At 65.8% G+C, this 17,115-nt stretch carries 15 protein-coding genes; 11 read left to right on the top strand and 4 right to left on the bottom strand.

Annotated features, from left to right (window positions below; translation table 11 throughout):
• Positions 1-134: 134 nt before the first annotated feature.
• Positions 135-2,030 (bottom strand): methyl-accepting chemotaxis protein, encoded by a 1,896-nt coding sequence (locus ACQ5BL_RS22385; RefSeq protein WP_243805442.1) that lies wholly within the window; start codon positions 2,028-2,030, stop codon positions 135-137.
• A 153-nt stretch (positions 2,031-2,183) separates the two neighbouring features.
• Positions 2,184-2,384: a Flp family type IVb pilin gene (locus tag ACQ5BL_RS22380; protein WP_243805605.1), complete on the bottom strand. Its 201-nt coding sequence runs from the start codon at positions 2,382-2,384 to the stop codon at positions 2,184-2,186.
• Between the two features lie 373 nt (positions 2,385-2,757).
• Here ACQ5BL_RS22380 and cpaB point away from each other — a divergent pair, with 373 nt between their 5' ends.
• From cpaB to ACQ5BL_RS22335, 9 genes are all read left to right on the top strand, one after another.
• Positions 2,758-3,672 carry a Flp pilus assembly protein CpaB gene (gene cpaB / locus ACQ5BL_RS22375; protein WP_243805443.1) on the top strand — a complete coding sequence of 305 codons (915 nt, stop codon included), beginning with the start codon at positions 2,758-2,760 and terminating at the stop codon, positions 3,670-3,672.
• Between the two features lie 15 nt (positions 3,673-3,687).
• Positions 3,688-4,926 carry a type II and III secretion system protein family protein gene (locus ACQ5BL_RS22370; protein ID WP_243805445.1) on the top strand — a complete coding sequence of 413 codons (1,239 nt, stop codon included), beginning with the start codon at positions 3,688-3,690 and terminating at the stop codon, positions 4,924-4,926.
• Positions 4,927-4,991: 65 nt separating this feature from the next.
• Positions 4,992-6,176, top strand: a complete 1,185-nt coding sequence (gene tadZ / locus ACQ5BL_RS22365; RefSeq protein WP_207883896.1) for a type 4b pilus Flp biogenesis protein TadZ — start codon at positions 4,992-4,994, stop codon at positions 6,174-6,176.
• Complete coding sequence (gene tadA, locus ACQ5BL_RS22360; protein WP_243805447.1) at positions 6,173-7,423, top strand: type 4b pilus Flp biogenesis ATPase TadA; 1,251 nt, start codon at positions 6,173-6,175, stop codon at positions 7,421-7,423. The genes tadZ and tadA overlap by 4 nt, the downstream gene beginning before the upstream one ends.
• Entirely contained in the window at positions 7,420-8,310 is an 891-nt protein-coding gene (locus ACQ5BL_RS22355; RefSeq protein WP_243805450.1) for a type II secretion system F family protein, read from the top strand. Before tadA ends, ACQ5BL_RS22355 begins: the two co-directional genes overlap by 4 nt.
• Positions 8,311-8,320: 10 nt before the next feature.
• Complete coding sequence (locus ACQ5BL_RS22350; protein ID WP_243805452.1) at positions 8,321-9,229, top strand: type II secretion system F family protein; 909 nt, start codon at positions 8,321-8,323, stop codon at positions 9,227-9,229.
• Positions 9,226-10,050, top strand: coding sequence for a hypothetical protein (locus tag ACQ5BL_RS22345; RefSeq protein WP_243805454.1), 825 nt, complete (start codon positions 9,226-9,228; stop codon positions 10,048-10,050). The genes ACQ5BL_RS22350 and ACQ5BL_RS22345 overlap by 4 nt, the downstream gene beginning before the upstream one ends.
• Before the next feature lie 20 nt (positions 10,051-10,070).
• The gene (locus ACQ5BL_RS22340; protein WP_243805456.1) at positions 10,071-10,352 is read left to right on the top strand and encodes a DUF3613 domain-containing protein; all 282 of its coding nucleotides are present in this window, start codon (positions 10,071-10,073) and stop codon (positions 10,350-10,352) included.
• 17 nt (positions 10,353-10,369) lie between these two features.
• Positions 10,370-12,145 carry a pilus assembly protein TadG-related protein gene (locus ACQ5BL_RS22335; protein ID WP_430293273.1) on the top strand — a complete coding sequence of 592 codons (1,776 nt, stop codon included), beginning with the start codon at positions 10,370-10,372 and terminating at the stop codon, positions 12,143-12,145.
• A 15-nt stretch (positions 12,146-12,160) separates the two neighbouring features.
• On the opposite strand, the gene ACQ5BL_RS22330 is transcribed toward ACQ5BL_RS22335, so the two are convergent.
• Positions 12,161-12,985, bottom strand: a complete 825-nt coding sequence (locus ACQ5BL_RS22330; RefSeq protein WP_243805461.1) for a response regulator transcription factor — start codon at positions 12,983-12,985, stop codon at positions 12,161-12,163.
• Between the two features lie 148 nt (positions 12,986-13,133).
• Entirely contained in the window at positions 13,134-13,613 is a 480-nt protein-coding gene (locus ACQ5BL_RS22325; RefSeq protein WP_243805463.1) for a prepilin peptidase, read from the bottom strand.
• 216 nt (positions 13,614-13,829) lie between these two features.
• On the opposite strand from ACQ5BL_RS22325, the gene ACQ5BL_RS22320 reads away from it, so the two are divergent.
• Positions 13,830-14,300, top strand: coding sequence for a TadE/TadG family type IV pilus assembly protein (locus tag ACQ5BL_RS22320; protein ID WP_243805465.1), 471 nt, complete (start codon positions 13,830-13,832; stop codon positions 14,298-14,300).
• A 12-nt stretch (positions 14,301-14,312) separates the two neighbouring features.
• Positions 14,313-17,099, top strand: a complete 2,787-nt coding sequence (locus ACQ5BL_RS22315) for a PAS domain-containing sensor histidine kinase (RefSeq protein WP_243805467.1) — start codon at positions 14,313-14,315, stop codon at positions 17,097-17,099.
• The last annotated feature ends 16 nt before the right edge of the window (positions 17,100-17,115 follow it).

Raw genomic sequence — 17,115 nt, 5'->3', positions numbered from 1 at the left:
ACGAACGGTAGGGGCAGACGCCGATATTCCCTTGTAGGAGCGGGCCATGCCCGCGATCGCGCGCGTGGCGCGCTCCTACAGGTGAGCACCAACAAAAAAGGCGCCCTCGGGCGCCTTTTTCGTTTTCAGCGGAATCAGATGCGGAAGCTGTCCACCAGCTGGCGCAGACGTCCGGCCTGGTTCTCCAGGTCGGCGCAGGCACGCAGGGTGGCCTGGAGGTTTTCCACGCCTTCCTGGTTCAGCGTGTTGATCTCGGTGATGTCCATGTTCAGCGAGTCGACCACGGCGGTCTGTTCCTCGGTGGCGGTGGCCACCGACTGGTTCATCGAGTCGATCTCGCCGATGCGGTGGGTGACGCTGGCCAGGCGCTCGCCGGCGCGGTTGGCGATCTCCACGCTTTCCAGGCTGTAGCGCTGGCTCTCGGTCATGGTGTCCACGGCCTCGCGGGCGCCGACCTGCAGCTCCTCGATCATCTTCTGGATTTCCTGGGCGGACTCCTGGGCGCGGTGGGCGAGGTTGCGCACCTCGTCCGCCACCACGGCGAAACCACGGCCGGCTTCCCCGGCACGGGCCGCTTCGATGGCGGCGTTCAGGGCCAGCAGGTTGGTCTGCTCGGAGATGCCTTTGATCACTTCGAGGATCTGGCCGATGTTCACCGTGCGGCTGTTCAGCGCCTCGATGTTGGCGCAGGCGGAGCTGATCTTGTCCGACAGCAGGTTCATCGCGCTGATGGTCTGCTCGACGACCTGGCGGCCATCGCCGGCCTGGTGCGAGGCATCGGTGGCGTGGTGCGAAGCGTCGGCGGCGTTGCGGGCGATTTCCTGGGCGGCGGCGCCCAGTTCGTTGATCGCGGCAGCCACGCTGTTGGTGCGGTTGGCCTGCTCGTCGGAGTTGCTCATCGACGAGTTGGAGGCGTTGACCACCAGTTGCGAGACGTCATGCAGGCTGCGGGCGGTGGAGGCGACTTCGCGGATGGATTCGTGGATGCGTTCGACGAAGCGGTTGAAGGCGTTGGCCAGCACGCCGAACTCGTCGTTGCTGGCGACCTTCAGGCGCTGGGTGAGGTCGCCGTCGCCCTGGGCGATGTCCTGCATGGCGCGGCCCATGTCGGTCAGCGGCGCCATCAGCACGCGGATCAGCATGCCCAGCAGGAACAGGATGGCGACGATGGCGATGACCGTGGCGATGACCGCCGAGGTACGGAAGTCGCTGAGCATGGCGTAGGCCGCGCTCTTGTCCAGCACCAGGGCGACGTACCAGGTCACGCCCGGCAGGCCCTTCACCGGGGACATGGACACCAGTTGCTCGTCACCGTTGAGGCTGACCTCCTGCACACCGGCCCGCACCTGCAGCGCGCCCTGCGGGTAGATGTCGGAGAGGTTCTTGAAAATCTGCTGGCTGTCCGGGTGCAGCAGGATCTTGCCGCTGTCGCTGACCAGGAAGGCGTAGCCGTTACCGTCGAACTTCAGCGAGTTGATGATGGCGGTGATGGTTTCCAGCTTCATGTCGCCGGCGGCGACGCCGACCAGTTGGCCGTTGCGCATCACCGGCATGGACATGGCGAGGATCTGCTCGTTGGTGCCGGCATCCAGGAAGGGCTCGGTGACGATCAGGCGGCCGGCGGCCACCGCATCCTTGTACCAGCCGCGCTGGCGCGGGTCATAGCCGTCGGGCATCGGTGCGTAGGGGCGCATGGTGAACACGCCGCTGGCCGCCTCGCCCAGGTAGACCGATTCGAAGTTCTTCTTGAACACCGCCTGCTCCAGCACGTGCTGGATGTGCTCAGGCGTCGGCTCCTGGTCCGCCAGCTGCGCAGCTTCGCTTTCCACCAGCTGGATGCGGCCCTCCAGCCAGCTCTGGATGTTGCTGGCCGTCAGGCTGCCGACTTCGGCGAGCTTGGATTCGGTGGCGTCGTGGATCGCCTCGCGCTGGCGGAAGTCGTTGAAGAGGATGAAGCAGGCGAAGGCGAAGATGACCACGAGGGAGGCCGCCAGAAGAATCTTCTTGGCGAAGGACAGCGAGCGAAGCATGGGTAGAGCATCCTGCAGGTGGAACGAAGGGGTAGGCAGGATGTGTCGGCGGGATGGCGGAAGACTTTAATTTGAAAATGGAATGGACCCGGCCGCCATTCATGGCGGCCGGGGCGAGGCTTTCTAGTGACGCTGCGCAGGCGCGATTTCCGGTTACGGTGCAGTCCCGGCCGGTAGCGAGGTGCCGATATCGGTGAACATGTTGCTGATATCAGTTCCGAGGATTCGTGCCCCGGCAATGATGACCACCCCGATAAGCCCGGCGATAACCGCATATTCAATCGCAGTTGCCCCTTCCTTGTCGGCTGCGAATGCCTTGGCCTTGCAATAGAACTTCAGAGTCAGCTCTTTGATGTTCAGGTTCATCGCGGTTGCTCCTGGCGGCACCTCCGGGGCGGCGCCCCGACTTCACCGTCAGGCTAGGCTCAGTATGGCGGAATGCAATTGCTCAAATAGCGCTAATACCAAAGTTATAGTCATGGAGAAGTAGAGCTAACTGAGGATTGGAATTTTCTCGTGGCCATTTGACGCTATTACCGCAGCAACTAAATTCTGCTTTGGAACAAGCAGAAACTAATTATGAGGAATGCTTCTTATCGAACTTCCTCGTCGGGCCGAAACAACAATAAGGGTCTGAAGGACGTATACCGGAGCTACCGGTGTTGTGACTTCCGATCAGGCTGTGGACCGCCAGGTTCACTTACCCGATGACGCCAAGGATGTGGACATGAATAGCAAGGTGCTGATGGTGTTCGCCGGGCTGTTGCTGTTGTGCGCCGGGGTTGTGGGTTATCTGGGATTGTCAGTGGGAAAGCCGGTGGCGCCGGTCGCCGGTGCCGTGCAGGAGGTCGCGCCCGCTGCGTTGGCCGAGGCTGACAAACTGCAACGTACGCCTGTGGTGGTGGCGCGCCGCGATCTTGCGGCACTGGCGGTGATTGCCAAGGACGATCTTGCCATCGAGTTGCTGCACACCGCCCCGGCGGGCAGTTACCCCAAGCCCGAGGCGCTGATCGGGCAGCGCGTCTGGGTCGCGGTGCCGGCCGGCAGCATTCTTTCCGCAGCGCTGATGGAGCCCGGCGGCCCGCTGGCGCGGACCATTCGCCCGGATGAGCGGGCCATGGCCATCGCGGTGGACGAGGTGATCGGCGGCGGGGGCTTCGTGCTGCCGGGGGATTACGTCGACGTGATGCTCTTCGTCAAGGATCAGCAGGGTACCGACCGTGTCGTCAGTGCCCAGGTGGTGCTGCCCGGGGTCCGGGTTCTCACCTATGGCGAGCAGATCGCCGTCGCCAGCGATGGGCAGGTCCGCAACGGCGGCGACCCGAAGGACAAGACCCCGCGCCCACCGCGTACCGCGGTGCTGGCCGTGCCGGCCGAGGCTGCCTCGCGCCTGATGCTGGCCAGCCAGGCCGGCTCGTTGCGCCTGGCGGTGCGCAGCAAGGACGAGAACCTGTACGAGAAGGACCAGCAGGGGCGCTACCTCCAGGCCTCGCTGAATGCTCCCGGCAGCCAGCCGATCACCCTCGAGCAACTGCTTGGCAAGGCCCGCCCTGCGCCGGCCGCGCGCCAGGTTTCGGCGCCGGAGGTGAGTGCGGGCGTCGTGGTCTACCGCGGTACCACCGTCACCCGTGAAGCACATTGAGCAAGGAGTGCATCGATGTCCAAGCGCTTCATCCTGTCGCTGGCTGCACTTCTGGCCTGTGCCGTCCACTCCGCTGCGCAGGCGGTGCCGAGCGCCTGCGCCGGATTCGCCGGGCGGCAGTTGAACCTCGATATCCAGCAGGGCGCCCAGGTCGACCAGCAATTGCCGGTACCGATCAAGCGCCTGGCCATCGGTGATCCGGCCATTGCCGACGTGCAGGTGGTCGACAAGCGTGACTTCCTTGTTACCGGCAAGGCCGAGGGCCTGACCAGCCTGCTGATCTGGACTCCCTGCAGCGACCAGCCGATGAGCAGTGTGGTGCGGGTCGGCTCACGGGCGATCGCCGACGCGGGCGGAGTCACCGGCAATCTGGCCGCCGGGATGTCCAACCAGGTGCAGACCGACATCCGCTTCGTCGAGGTCAGCCGCAGCAAGCTCAAGCAGGCCAGTACGTCGCTGGTTCGCCAGGGCTCCAATACCTTTATTCTGGGCTCTCCAGGCAGCCTGGGCGGACTGAAGATCGGTCTCGATGGCAGCCTGGGGCCCGATAGCACCTTCGGCAATGCCAATGGCGGTTTCAACATCATCTGGGGCGGCGGCAGCAGCAAGTGGCTGGGCTTCATCAATGCCCTGGAGGGCAGTGGCTTTGCCTACACCCTGGCGCGCCCCAGCCTGGTGGCGACCAGCGGGCAGAGTGCCTCCTTCCTGGCCGGTGGCGAGTTTCCGATTCCCGTGCCAAACGGCGATAACGACACCATCACCATCCAGTACAAGGAGTTCGGTGTGCGCCTGACCCTGACGCCCACGGTGATGAGCGACAAGCGCATCGCCCTGAAGGTGGCGCCGGAAGTCAGCGAACTGGACTTCAGCAGCGGCATCCGCACCAACGACATCGCGGTGCCGGCCCTGACCGTGCGGCGCACCGACACCAGCGTGATGCTGGCCGACGGCGAGAGCTTCGTGATCAGCGGGTTGATCAGCAGCAGCACCATCAGCAACGTCGACAAGTTTCCCTTCCTCGGCAACCTCCCGGTGATCGGCGCGCTGTTCCGCTCCTCCAGCCTGGACAAGGACGACCGCGAGCTGTTGATGATCGTCACCCCGCACCTGGTCCAGCCGCTGGCGGCGAATGCCGCCTTGCCGACGCTGCCGGGCGAGGGACTGCGCAAGTACGACCCCGGCTTCGGCGAGTTCTACTTCCTCGAGGACGGCCGCTTCGATCAGCGTAAGGCCAGCAGCGGGATGTCGCGCTGATGGACACCTATGACGCGGCATCCCGCCAGAAAGCGGGCCGCAGGGAACGGGAAGGGGGCGGCAGCATGAGTCAGACATTCGTCGCGCTGGTTCAGCATCCCGGCGAGCAGGAGTGGCTGCAGAACAGCCTGGCCAACTGCGGGCAGGTGGTGGTGGCCAACAGTGGAACCCTGGAAGAGCTGCTGTCGCTGCTCGACGTCACCGGGGCCCATGTCCTGTTCACCAGCCTGAACAAGGCCAACGTGGTGGCGCAGAGCTCGCTGATCGAGGGGCTGGTGTCGGCGCGGCCACTGCTGTCGGTGGTGGCCGTGGGCGATGGCCTGGACAACCAGCTGGTACTGGCGGCGATGCGCGCCGGCGCCCGCGACTTCGTCACCTACGGTGCCCGCGCCAGTGAGCTGAACGGCCTGATCCGGCGCCTTGGCGGGCGCCTGCCCAGCGTGCCGGTGAGCGCCGCGCGACAGGGCGAACTGGTGAGCCTGGTGAGTGCCCGGCCGGACGCCGATGGCGCCTTCGTGGCGCTGCACCTGGCGCTGGCGCTGCAACGCCAGGCCGACAACCGGGTACTGCTGGTGGATATCGGCCAGCCCTCCGGTGAGGCGCTGGCGATTCTCGGCATGGAGTCGGCCTTCAGTTTCGCCGATGCCATGCGCAACCTGCGCCGCCTCGACCAGACCCTGATCGACAGCGCTTTCACCCGCCACGAGTCCGGGTTGCGCATCCTCAGCCTGTCGGACGAGCCCGGCATCCTGGAGCGGGTCACCACCGCTGAAATCTACCTGTTGCTGGGCAACCTGCGCAGTGCGTTCAGCCATGTGCTGATCAACCTCACCGGCGTCGCCGAGGGCGAGCTCAGCGGCCAGTTGCTGGCACAGGCCAACCGCGTCCTGTGGCTGGTGGACCAGAGCGTGCCGTCCTGCAAGAAGGGCCTGGAGCGCCTGCGCCGGCTGCGCGAGCGTAGCCCCACGCTGCCGCGAATCGAGCTGCTGATCGAACGCTACTGGCCATCGGTGCCGCCGGATTCGGCCGCATTGGGCAAGATGTTCGGCCTGGAACTGTTCGGCGTATTGCCGGCATCGCCCGAGGCACGCCTGCGGGCGAAGAACATCGGCCAGAGCCTGTTCGACCTGTCGCCGCGCGACCCGCTGACGGTCAAGCTGCGCGACCTGGCGGACAACCTCGGGGCGAACGTCGGCGAACGGCCACGGCGCTTCGCCTGGCTGGGGTGGCCGAAGGCGGTGCGCTCATGAGTTACGGCAGCGGAAACGGCTTCCTCGGCCAGCACGACCAGGACATGCAGGCGCTGAAGATGCGCCTGCACCGCTACATCATCGACGAGATCGACGAAGACGGCATGAACCTGCTGGAGGGCGCGCGTCCGGCAGTGGCCCAGTACGTCTCGGAGAAGGTCTGCGAATACGCCGCGCGCCGCCAGCTGGCGATTTCCCGTTACGAGCTCGACCGCCTCGCCGAAGAGGTGGTGGACGAGCTGACCGGTTTCGGCCCGCTGGAAATCCTGCTGCGTGACCCGGGCATCTCGGAAATCCTGGTCAATGGTCCCGACCGGGTGTTCGTCGAACATGAGGGGCGGCTCTACCAGAGCGACCTGCGTTTCATCGATGACCATCACGTGCAGCGCGTGATCCAGCGCATCCTCGCGCCGCTGGGCCGGCGCCTGGACGAGTCCAGCCCGATGGTCGATGCGCGCCTGCCGGACGGCAGCCGGGTCAACGCGATCATTCCGCCGGTGGCGCTGGACGGGCCCTGCCTGTCGATCCGCAAATTCAGCAAGGAACTGCTCAAGAGCGCCGACCTGCTGGGTTACCAGAGCGTCGACGAACCGATGCTGGCGTTCCTGCGCGAGGCGGTGGAAAGCCGCTGCAACATCCTCATCAGCGGCGGCACCGGCACCGGCAAGACCACGCTGCTCAACGTGATGAGCAGCTTCATCGACGAGAGCGAGCGCATCGTCACCATCGAGGACACCGCCGAGCTGCAGCTGGGCCACAACCACGTGGTGCGCCTGGAAACCCGGCCGCCGAACGCCGAAGGCTTCGGCGAGGTGACCGCCCGCGAGCTGATCCGCAACGCCCTGCGGATGCGCCCGGACCGCATCATCCTCGGCGAGATCCGTGGGGTAGAGGTGCTCGACGTACTGCAGGCGATGAACACCGGCCACGATGGCTCGATGAGCACCGTGCACGCCAACTCCGCCATGGACTCGCTGCTGCGCCTGGAGATGCTGGTCGGCCTTACCGGCCAGCGGGTGCCGGAGCAGACCTTGCGGCAGATGCTCTGCTCGGCGCTGGATATCGTCGTGCAGATTACCCGCCTGGCCAGCGGCCGGCGCTGCATCAGCGAGATCATCGAAGTGCTGGAAGTGCGTGACGGGGTGTATGTCACCAACTCCCTGTTCAAGCTCGACCGCCGTGGCAGCGGGCAGTTCGTCCGCACTGCCCAGCCGGGCGGGCTGAAATTCCGCCAGGCGGTGATATGAGCGGCCCGCTGCTGCTGGCCGCGGTCAGCCTGGTGCTGGGTCTCTTCGGCGTACTGACCGGCATTTCGGCCTGGCGCACCCGGCACAACGAGCAGGTGCTGCAACGCCTGAGTGGCGGTGATGCGCTGCCGGCCGAGGCGGCACGTGGCCGCAGCAGCCACTGGCTGGCCCGCCGCATGCGCCGCGCGGGTGTCACCGACATGCGCCGCTGGCTGCTGTGCTTCGGCGCGGCGGCACTGGCGATGGGGCTGCTCGGCGCCCGCGCGGGCGGCGTGCTGGGCGCCGTGGCAACCCTGGTCTTGGCGCTGGCCGGGGGACATGTCCTGCTCAATGTGCTCTACCAGCGGCGCCTGCAACGAATGATCCGGCAGATGCCCAACTTCCTCGACCAGGTGGTTCGCAGCCTGCATTCCGGACGCACCCTGGGCGACTCCATCGCCCAGGCGGTGACCGCCTCGGACAATCCGTTGCGGGAGATTCTCGGTCAGGCGAACAGCCATGTGCAGCTCGGCATCAGCCTGCCGGACGCCCTGCAGGAAGTGGCGGAGCTGTATGACGTGGAGGAACTTCACGTGTTCTCCCTCGGCGTGGCGGTGAACCATCGCTACGGCGGCAACACCACCGACCTGCTGGAGAACATCATCAAGGTCATCCACGAGCGGGAGAAGCTCAGCCGCCAGCTGCGCGCAATGACCGGCGAGACCCGGCTCAGCGCCTTGGTCCTGGCGGTCCTGCCGATCAGCCTGGGGGGCTACATCCTGTTCACCAACCCGGGGTACCTGATGAACATGTGGCTCGACGGCAGCGGGCGCTGGCTGCTGCTGACCTCCCTCGGGCTGCAGGTGCTGGGGTGCTACGCGCTCTGGCGTATGCTCAAGAGCGTCTAGGAGGCCGACGATGCCGATGACCTACGGGCTGCTGGTGGTGATCCTGGTATTGGCCGCCGTGCTGCTGGGGCTCTCGCAGAGCCGCGCCGCCGGACGCGAGCAGCGCCTGATCGAGCAACGCCTGGGCGGCGGCTCTCTGCCGCGCAGCGGCGGGCGGCGTCTGGCCGGCTTGCTGGAACGGGTGGGCGGCAGTGGGCTGGCGCGACGTCTGCAACTGCGCGATGACGAGGTGCGCCTGCTGCTGGAGCAGGCCGGTTGGGGCGGAAGCACACCGCGCAGCATCTACCTCATGGCCCTGCTGCTCTGTCCGCTGCTGCTGGCGGGGCTGGCGCTGGGCGACAGTCTGGCGCCCAAGCCGTTGTTCGAGTCGTCGCTGCTGCCAGTGGCCTTCGCCGCCGGAGTCGGATTCCTCCTGCCCAAGCGCGTGCTGGCGCATTTCGCCGGCAAGCGCCGCGCGCGCCTGGCGGAGGAGGTGATCGTGTTCATCCAGCTGATCCGCATCCTGTTCGACTCCGGCCTGACGGTGGAGCAAAGCCTGCGGGTGGTGCGCCAGGAAGGGCAGAACATCGTGCCGGTGCTGGCCGAGGAGCTGGAGACGGTACTTGTGCACATCGACAGCGGCCTGGACCTGGCCGACGAACTGGATCAGCTCAACAAGCGTCTGTCCGTGGGCGAGCTCAGTGATTGCTGCACCGTATTGCGCCAGATGGTGCGCCAGGGCGGCAGCGCGCGCAGCTCGCTGCAGACGCTCAAGCAACTGTTCGAGGACCGCCGGCTGACCCGCATGCAGGAAAAGGTCAGCAAGCTGTCGGCGAAGATGAGCCTGGTGATGATGCTGCTGTTGTTCCCGGCGCTGCTGATCATCCTCGCCGGGCCGGGGTTCATCGCGATTACCAAGGCATTGGGGGGCATAAGATGAGAAACGCAATGGTCGTCGGCCTGCTGAGCCTGACGCTTGGCGGCTGCGCCAATCTCGGCGTGCCAGGACTAGGCAACAGCGCGGTCGGCCAGGCATGCAGCGAGCGTCTGGCGCAACCGGTGGAGCTGCAGCTCAACCTGACGCGGGAAATGCTCGACCAGGGCCGCGCCCACGCCGCCCTGGCCAACCTGGAAACCCTGCCGCAGGATTCGCTGGAGGTGCGCGAAAGCAAGGCGCTGGCGCTGCGGCGCATCGGCAGCCCGCTGGCGCGCACCGAGTACCAGCGGTTGCTGGGCACCTGCAAGGCCGGCGAAGCGCACCACGGGCTGGGGCTGATCGCCATGCGCAACGGCAACCGCATCGAGGCCGAGCGCGAACTGCGCGAAGCGGCGCGCCTGCAGCCGACCGACAGCGACTTTCGCAACGACCTGGGCGTCGTGTTGCTGGAGCGTGGTGACCGCAGCGGCGCACGCTTCGAGTTCATTACCGCGCTGGAGCTCAGCGAAGGCGGCAAGCTGCCGGCCACCAACCTGCTCAGCCTGATGTACCTGGAAGGCGAGAACACCCAGGCGGAGGGGCTGATTCAGCGCACCGGCCTGTCCGTCGACGAGGTACACGAAGCCCACGAGCGCGCCGATGCGTTGCGGACGCCGAGCGCCTCGCCCGCGCCTGCGGAGAGCCTGAGCCGCCAAGAGCCCGCGCCTGTCCCGGTCGAGGCCGTTGCGCAGTTGCACATCCCGACCGCCAATGCTGATGCCGTGGCACAGGATCACACCTCTGCCGCGGCGCGGGATGCCGGGCTGCTGGTCAAGGCCCGCTGAGGCGGGAGAGGAGGAGCACGATGAAAACATGGATCTTCGCCGGCGCGCTGCTGGCCGCGCCCTTGCTGGCCCAGGCGCTGGAGGCTCCCGCCGCACAACCCGGCACCGGCGAACGCGATCAGCAGGAGGTGCAGACCTGGCTGGACCTGCAGCGCAGCGGACGCGCAGCAACGCCCTATCCGCAGAGCGCCACGGCGGCCGAGCGTGACCGCGCCTACCAGCGCTACCTGAAGAGCTACACCCGCGAAATTCCCGAATACCTCCTCGACGACAACAACGATTTCAGCACCGGGAAGAATTGATTCTTCGGGAGCGGAACATGGGGCGCGAACGGCAACGGGGTGCGATTGGCATCATGGCGGCAGGCACGCTGCTGCTGGCGCTGATCTGCCTGGCGCTGGTGGTGGATACCGGGCGCCTCTACCTGGAACAGCGCAAGCTGCAGCGGGTCGTCGACAGTGCGGCATTGGAAACCGCGACCCGCAGCGGTATGTGTGGCAGCCAGGTACCCGCGCAGATCCAGACCTATGCCGCCAGCAGTGCCGCCAGCAACGGCTTCGTGCCCGGCAGCGGTGATTCGCTGGTCGCTACCCTGGGCAGTATCCAACTCGTAAAGGCGTATGGTATTGACGACGCGCGCCGGAACTTCGTCCCCGGCGGTAACCTGGCTGACTCTGTGCGGGTGCTGGCTACCCACACCGTCCCGTCGAGCGTGATTCTCAACCTTGCCAGCCTGTTCACCGATGCCTCCACCACCACTACCCTGAGTGCCCAGGCCGTGGCGCGGCGCACGGCGATGGCCGGGCTCTCGGCAGGCAGCGGGGTGCTGTCGCTGGACAGCAGCAACTCCGCGCTGCTCAACGGCTTGCTGGGCAGTCTGCTGGGCACCTCTCTCAACCTCGATGTGACGACCTACCAGGGGATCGCCGGCGCCAACGTCTCGCTGCGTGCGCTCAGCCAGCAGCTCCAGGCGGTCGGGGTCAACCTGGAAGCGGGCAAGGTTGACAGCCTGCTTGGCGCCAATGTGACCGCTGCGCAGTTGCTGCAGGCGATGGTCAGCGCAGCGGACGCCTCGCAGCTGGCCCAGGTGAACACTGCACTGTTGAACACGGCGTTGGCCAGCATCAATGTGCCGGCGGCGCAGCTCACCCTCGGCCAGATTCTCAGCGTGGTGGCGCCCGGCAGCGTGCGCGACTCAGCGCTGGACGCTGGCGTGAACCTGTTCGACCTGATGATGGCCACCGCGCTGTTGGCCAACCAGAACCACGCCGTGACGGTGCCGGCCCAGACCCTGTTTATTCCAGGGTTGGCGAGCCAGACGCTGAGCCTTACGGTGATCTCGCCGCCGCAGATCGTCTTCGGCTATCCGGGCAGGAACGGCGATGGCAGCTGGCGCACCCAGGCGACCTCGACGCAGGTGAGGCTGGAGGCGAAGGTGCACGTCGATCTGTTGGACCTGAAGCTGGTGACCGTGGATGTCGATCTCAAGGTAGAGATCGCCAAGGGCACCGCGGCATTGGAGAGCATCCAATGCGGCGGTGTGGGGAAACCGGTGGAGGTGGACATCCAGGCCAAGCCCGGTATCGCCACTCTCGCGCTGGACGCCAAGGTGACGGGGCTGGGAAGCAATGCGACTGGAAACCTGCTGGATGTGGCCTTGAGCAATGGCAGCCAGGGTACCTCCATCGATGCCGGTGGCGAGCAGTTGCTGATCTTCGATGTGGCCTCACGGGCGGATCTGCCCAGCCCGGTGAAGCGGGTGGAGAGTCCCCTGGGCGCCTCCCTGGCGGCAGGTCTCGCCGATCTGTCGAAGAACCTCAAGCTCACCGTCAAGCTGATGCCGAACAACTGTAACCTGCCCCTGGTGGGCTGGCTGCTGTGCCCGATCGGAAAGCTGGTCAATGGCGTGTCCGATACGCTGATCAACTCGGAGCAAGGGGTTGGCAATCTGCTGACCGGAGCGCTGAGCGAAATCGTCGGCGAGCTGGGCAGCGCGCTCATCGATCCGCTGCTGCAACTGCTCGGCATCCAGACCGGGATTCTCGACGTACGCCTGATCGACCTCCAGACCGGAGGCTCGGAGTTGCTGATCTGACGGTCGCCGCCAGGCTCAGTGCACCGCGTTGCTGTGCGACGTGCTGGGGGAGAGCGCCAGGGCCAGCTGGGTGCGGTTGTGCATGTGCATCAGCCGCAGCACCTGGGACACGTAGAGTTTCACGGTGTTTTCGGTAATGCCCAGGTCGTAGGCGATCTGGTAGTTGGTCAGGCCCTTGCTGACCAGTCGCGCCACCGCTTGCTGGCGGGGCGAGAGCTTGTTGAACAGCGGGTTGTTCACCACCGGCGCGATCTGCTCGACATTGGTCGACAGGCGCTCCGTCGCTTCCGCCGGCTCCTGCTTGAGTACGCTGGAGGGCTGTCCGCCGCCGTGTACCTCGTACTTGATCTTGTGGATATCCCGCGAGATCGAGTTGAGCGATTCGGCCAGGTATTCCAGGCGCTGGTTCACCTGGCTCAGGCTGAGCTGGCTGCGGTTGCGCTCGTGCAGGCGCGCCTCCAGCCGCTCCAGGCCCTTGAGCAGGTCCAGCGGCGCGACCGGCTTCTGGTAGTAGTCGGCGACGCCGACGCGCATCGCCTCGATCACTTCCTGGCTGCCCTGCTGGCCGGTGAGGATGATGGTTTCGAAGAAGCGCCCGTTGCCGGCGATCTCCTTGAGGGCTTCCACCACGCGAATGCCATTGTCCCGTCCGAGGCCGAGATCGCAGATCACCAGGCCGATGGAGCTGTCCTCACGGAATTGCTGCAGGGCACTGTCCTTGCTGTCGCTGACCACGCAGCGGTAGCCGCTGTTTTCCAGGAGCTCGGAAAGCTCGGCGGTGACCTGGGGTTCATCGTCGATGACCAGCACACTGACGCGACGATTGGCCTGTTTGTCCATGACTGCACGCTCCTTGAAAAGGCATGTCGCATTGTTCTTATCGTCCGCCTGCCGGATTTGTGCAGGCGGCTTTTACATCAGGTGACGGCTGGTATTAACCCATAGCATATAGTCGTTAAGTCTGGGGGGCGCCACTAGAAGATTTTGTTCAATGGAATAGTGCGAGATACGCCAGAAGTCCGGCGAACAGGGAAAATATGAAAGGGAATGCTTTGGATCTTGACGGTAACAGCCTTGCTAATTTCGTTTGGCAATTAAGTGGAAGCCGGTTCGAGCCAATCAAAAGTTTGCTGGCAAGCATCAGGATCAGGCTGAACAGGCTGCCCAGGGCGAGCACATACAGCAGCAGTTGCGGATTGCTGGCCAGGGCCAGGGCGACCAGCGCCTTGACGTCGGCCGCGCCCAGTTTGCCCAGCAGGTAGCCCGGCACGCTAAGCAGCACTGCCAGGATGGTTGCAGCCAACGCGGCCTGCGGGGGGTGGCCGGTCAGCGTATGGCCGCAGACCAGCAGATAGAGGGCGGCGAGCAGCGCGCCGCCGAGCGTCAGCAGATTGCTCACGCGCAGGCGGGTCAGGTCCTGGTAGGCGCCCAGCGCGAACCCGCCCAGTAACAGCAACTTGACCAGCATCGGGAACTTCCCTATTCGCACCAAAGCATTAATACCTTATGCCGGGAATGTCTCTTCGCCAGCAGCATCTAGTATTGATCAATACGTACCGTGGTTCGCCATAACTTTCTTCAGGATTCTTTTTGCGGGCCGATAAATTGAACGGTCGGTCAATTGTCGGAACTTGAACAGTCAATCAAGTTATCGGATATCGAAGTTATTCGAGGAGTGCCGTACATGAAAGGAATCGGCAGTTTCCGAAGGCAGCAGGGCGCGGTAGCGATCGAGTTCGCGGCGGTCTTCGTGCTGTTCTTTGCGGTGCTCTACGGTTTGCTCGGTTACTGCGTGCCACTTTTGATGCTGCAGGCCTTCAATGACGCCGCCGCGTCCGGGGCGCGCATCGCCATTTCGGTCAATCCGCAGGCCCCCGGCTACGCGACGTTGGTCAACCAGACCGTGACCACGGAGGTCAACAAGCGCCTGATCTGGATGCCGGCGGCGTGGCGCCAGGGCTGCTACAACGGCTCCTACTTGCAGGTGCCAATGCCCAATGAGGTGATAAACCAGCGCTCCTATACGCGGGTCAATGTCTGCATCAGCTATCCCTACGCCACCTCGCCGATCGTACCGCTGTTGACCTTGCCGGTTATCGGCACCATCCCCAGGCTGCCAGCGGTGCTCAGTGGCAGGGCGACCCTGCTGTTCTGAGGAATGCCTGCGATGTTCGATTTCTTCCGCTCGCTGACCGGAGCACAGGACGACGAACCCGAACCGTCCGCACCCAACCGTCCCCTGGCCGCGCGGCAGCGTCCGGCGTTGTCGGCCGAGGCCATGGAGCCGCCGACTGCCGCGGCGCACTGGGACATCTGGCTGGAACTGGACGGCCGCGACCGGGTGGTGGCCCATGGTGGCCGGCAGGTGCACCGTCTACTGATGCCTTCCGGCGGCGCTGAGTTGCCGGCGCTGGGCGATTACCTGGAGCGCCGTGTGCTCGGCAGCATGCCGCTGACAGGGTTGCGTGGCGGGGAGCGGGTCGACCTAGCGCTGCGCAGCACGGGGGAGATGCCGTTGGTGTGCCGCTTCCAGGCGGTGCTGCAGGCCGACGAGCACTGCCTGTTGCTGGGCACCGATATCTCCGACCTGAACTGGCAGTCCGACAGCCAGCAGCACAAGCTGCAATGCCTGAACCTCAGCAAGCTGCTGCTGGCGCGCCTGCGGCACAGCTCGCAGCGGCGCCTGGGCGATGCGGTGGGCGAGGTGCTGGAGTCCTTCTGCGGTACCTTCCAGATGCGCTCGATGGCGCTGCTGCTGGAGACCGCCGACAGCGTGCTGAAGGTCTTCGCCTGCCATGTCCAACCCGGCTTCGACAGTTTGCTGCGCGATGGCCTGACCCTGCCCGACGGCGAGCTGCGCGGGGCCACCGGCGCCTGCCTGCTGGAATCCGGCGCGAGCCACTCGGCGCTGTTGCGAGTGCTCTGCTGCAATTGCCTTTACCTGGTGCCGGCACCGGTCCGTGGCGGGCGCCTGGCCGGACTGCTGGCCGAACCCGGGGAGCCCGGTGGACGTGGCCTGGGGCCGACGCCCAGCGACTGGCAGTACCTCGCGGAAATCCTCGCCAACCTGGTGCATGAACGTTCTGAACTGCACAGCCTGCGCGACAGCAGCCGGCGCCTGAGTCTGCTGCAGGACATGGTCGGCGGTGGCTGGTGGCGGATGCGCCTGGAGGACGAAGTGTTCGAGCTGTCGCCGGCCGTGGCGGTCTGCCTCGGACTCGGTGCCGGGCAGTGCGAGCTGGCCCTGGCCGATCTGCTGCCGATGCTGCATCCGGCCGATGCCGATGAGCTTCGTCTGCGCCTGCGCAATCTGCAACCCGGCGCACGCCTGGTGCAGGACCTGCGCCTGCGCGGCCAGAGCTCCACGCAGACGCGCCGCTGGCTGCGCCTGCAAGGCCGGATGCAGGCCCGGGCGGGCGACCGGATGATGGACGGCGTGCTGCTGGACATCAGCGAGGGCAAGCAGCAGGAGGAGCAGGCCCTGGCGGCTCACGCCCGGCTGCGCAACCTGATCGATAGCGCGCCGGTGGTGATCTATGTGCAGCGGGTGGAAGAGGGCCACCTGATTCCCGAGTTCTACAGCGAGAGCGCCGGCAACCTGCTGGGTCTCGACCTGCAGGGACAGAACTGGCAGGCGCTGGCCGAACGGGTGCACCCGGAAGATCTGGAAATCTTCCTCGCCCGTGGTCGCGATCTGCTGCGCGAGGGGCGCGTGCGCACCGAATACCGTCTTCGCGACGCGGCCGGCGAATGGCACTGGCTGTACGACGAGGCGAAGCTGCTGCGCGATATCCAGGGTATCCCGCAGGAGGCGGTCGGCCTCTGGCTGGACGTCACCGAGCAGCACCTGGCGGCGCTGCAGATCGCCGAAAGCGAAGAACGCTACCGGGTGCTGGTGGAGGATTCGCCGGCACTGATCTGCCGCTACGCCCCGGATCTCACCCTGACCTTCGTCAACCACACCTTCGCCCAGGTCCTGGGCGAGCCGGTGGAGGCGCTGCTCGGGCGGCGCCTGGACGAATGGGTGTCTGCCCAGGACTGCAGCGCCTTGCGCGCTCGCCTGGTGGGGGACGCGCAGGCGGCCGGCGACGACTCCTGGGAGCTGCGTTTCTCGCTGCCCGGCCAGCGCAACCTGTGGCTGGTGTGGACGGACCGCCCCTTGCTGGACGCCGATGGACGGCTGGTGGAGGTCCAGGCGGTCGGCCGCGACAACACCGCCGTGCGCCGTGCCCAGCAGCAGCTGGCGCAGGGCGCGAAGATGGCCAGCCTGGGCGAGATGGTCAGCGGCATGACCCACGAGATGAAGCAGCCGCTGCACGTGATGCGCATGGCGCTGTACAACGCACGCCAGCGCCTGACTGATGCCGACTACCTGAAGGACAAGATCGAACGGGCCGACGCCCAGATCGACCGTCTGTCCCGGGTGGTCGGCCACATGGGCGTGTTCAGCCGTACGTCCGAGCTGGAGATGTCGCCGTTCGATCCCTTCGCCGCCTGCGAAGGTGCACTGGAGCTCCTGGGCGAAAGCCTGACGCAGCAAGGTGTCCTGCTCGAATGCCGGCCGCCGCCGCAACGGGTGACGGTATACGGTTTCGCCGACCAGTTGGAGCAGGTGCTGATCAACCTGCTGGCCAACGCCCGCGATGCCCTGCTCGGGCGGGAGGGCGAGGGCGCTCGCTGGATCGGCCTGTTCCAGGAGCCCTGCGCCGATGCCGGCTGGGTCGAGCTGCACGTCCGGGACAATGCCGGCGGCATCGACGAGACCCTGATGGAGCGGATCTTCGAGCCGTTCTTCACCACCAAGCCGGTCGGCAAGGGCACCGGCCTTGGGCTATCGGTCAGTCATGACCTGATCCGCAACATGGGCGGCAGCCTGTCGGTCGACAACCACAAGGGCGGAGCGCGCTTCAGGGTGCGCTTGCCGCTGCGGCCGGCGGCCGACAAGGAGGCATAAAAAAACGCCTGCGGAT

This window comes from Pseudomonas sp. B1-22 (assembly GCF_050474425.1).
Lineage (GTDB): Bacteria > Pseudomonadota > Gammaproteobacteria > Pseudomonadales > Pseudomonadaceae > Pseudomonas.
Note: the sequence above shows the minus strand (reverse complement) of the source record. Positions and strands in the feature narration are given on the sequence as shown.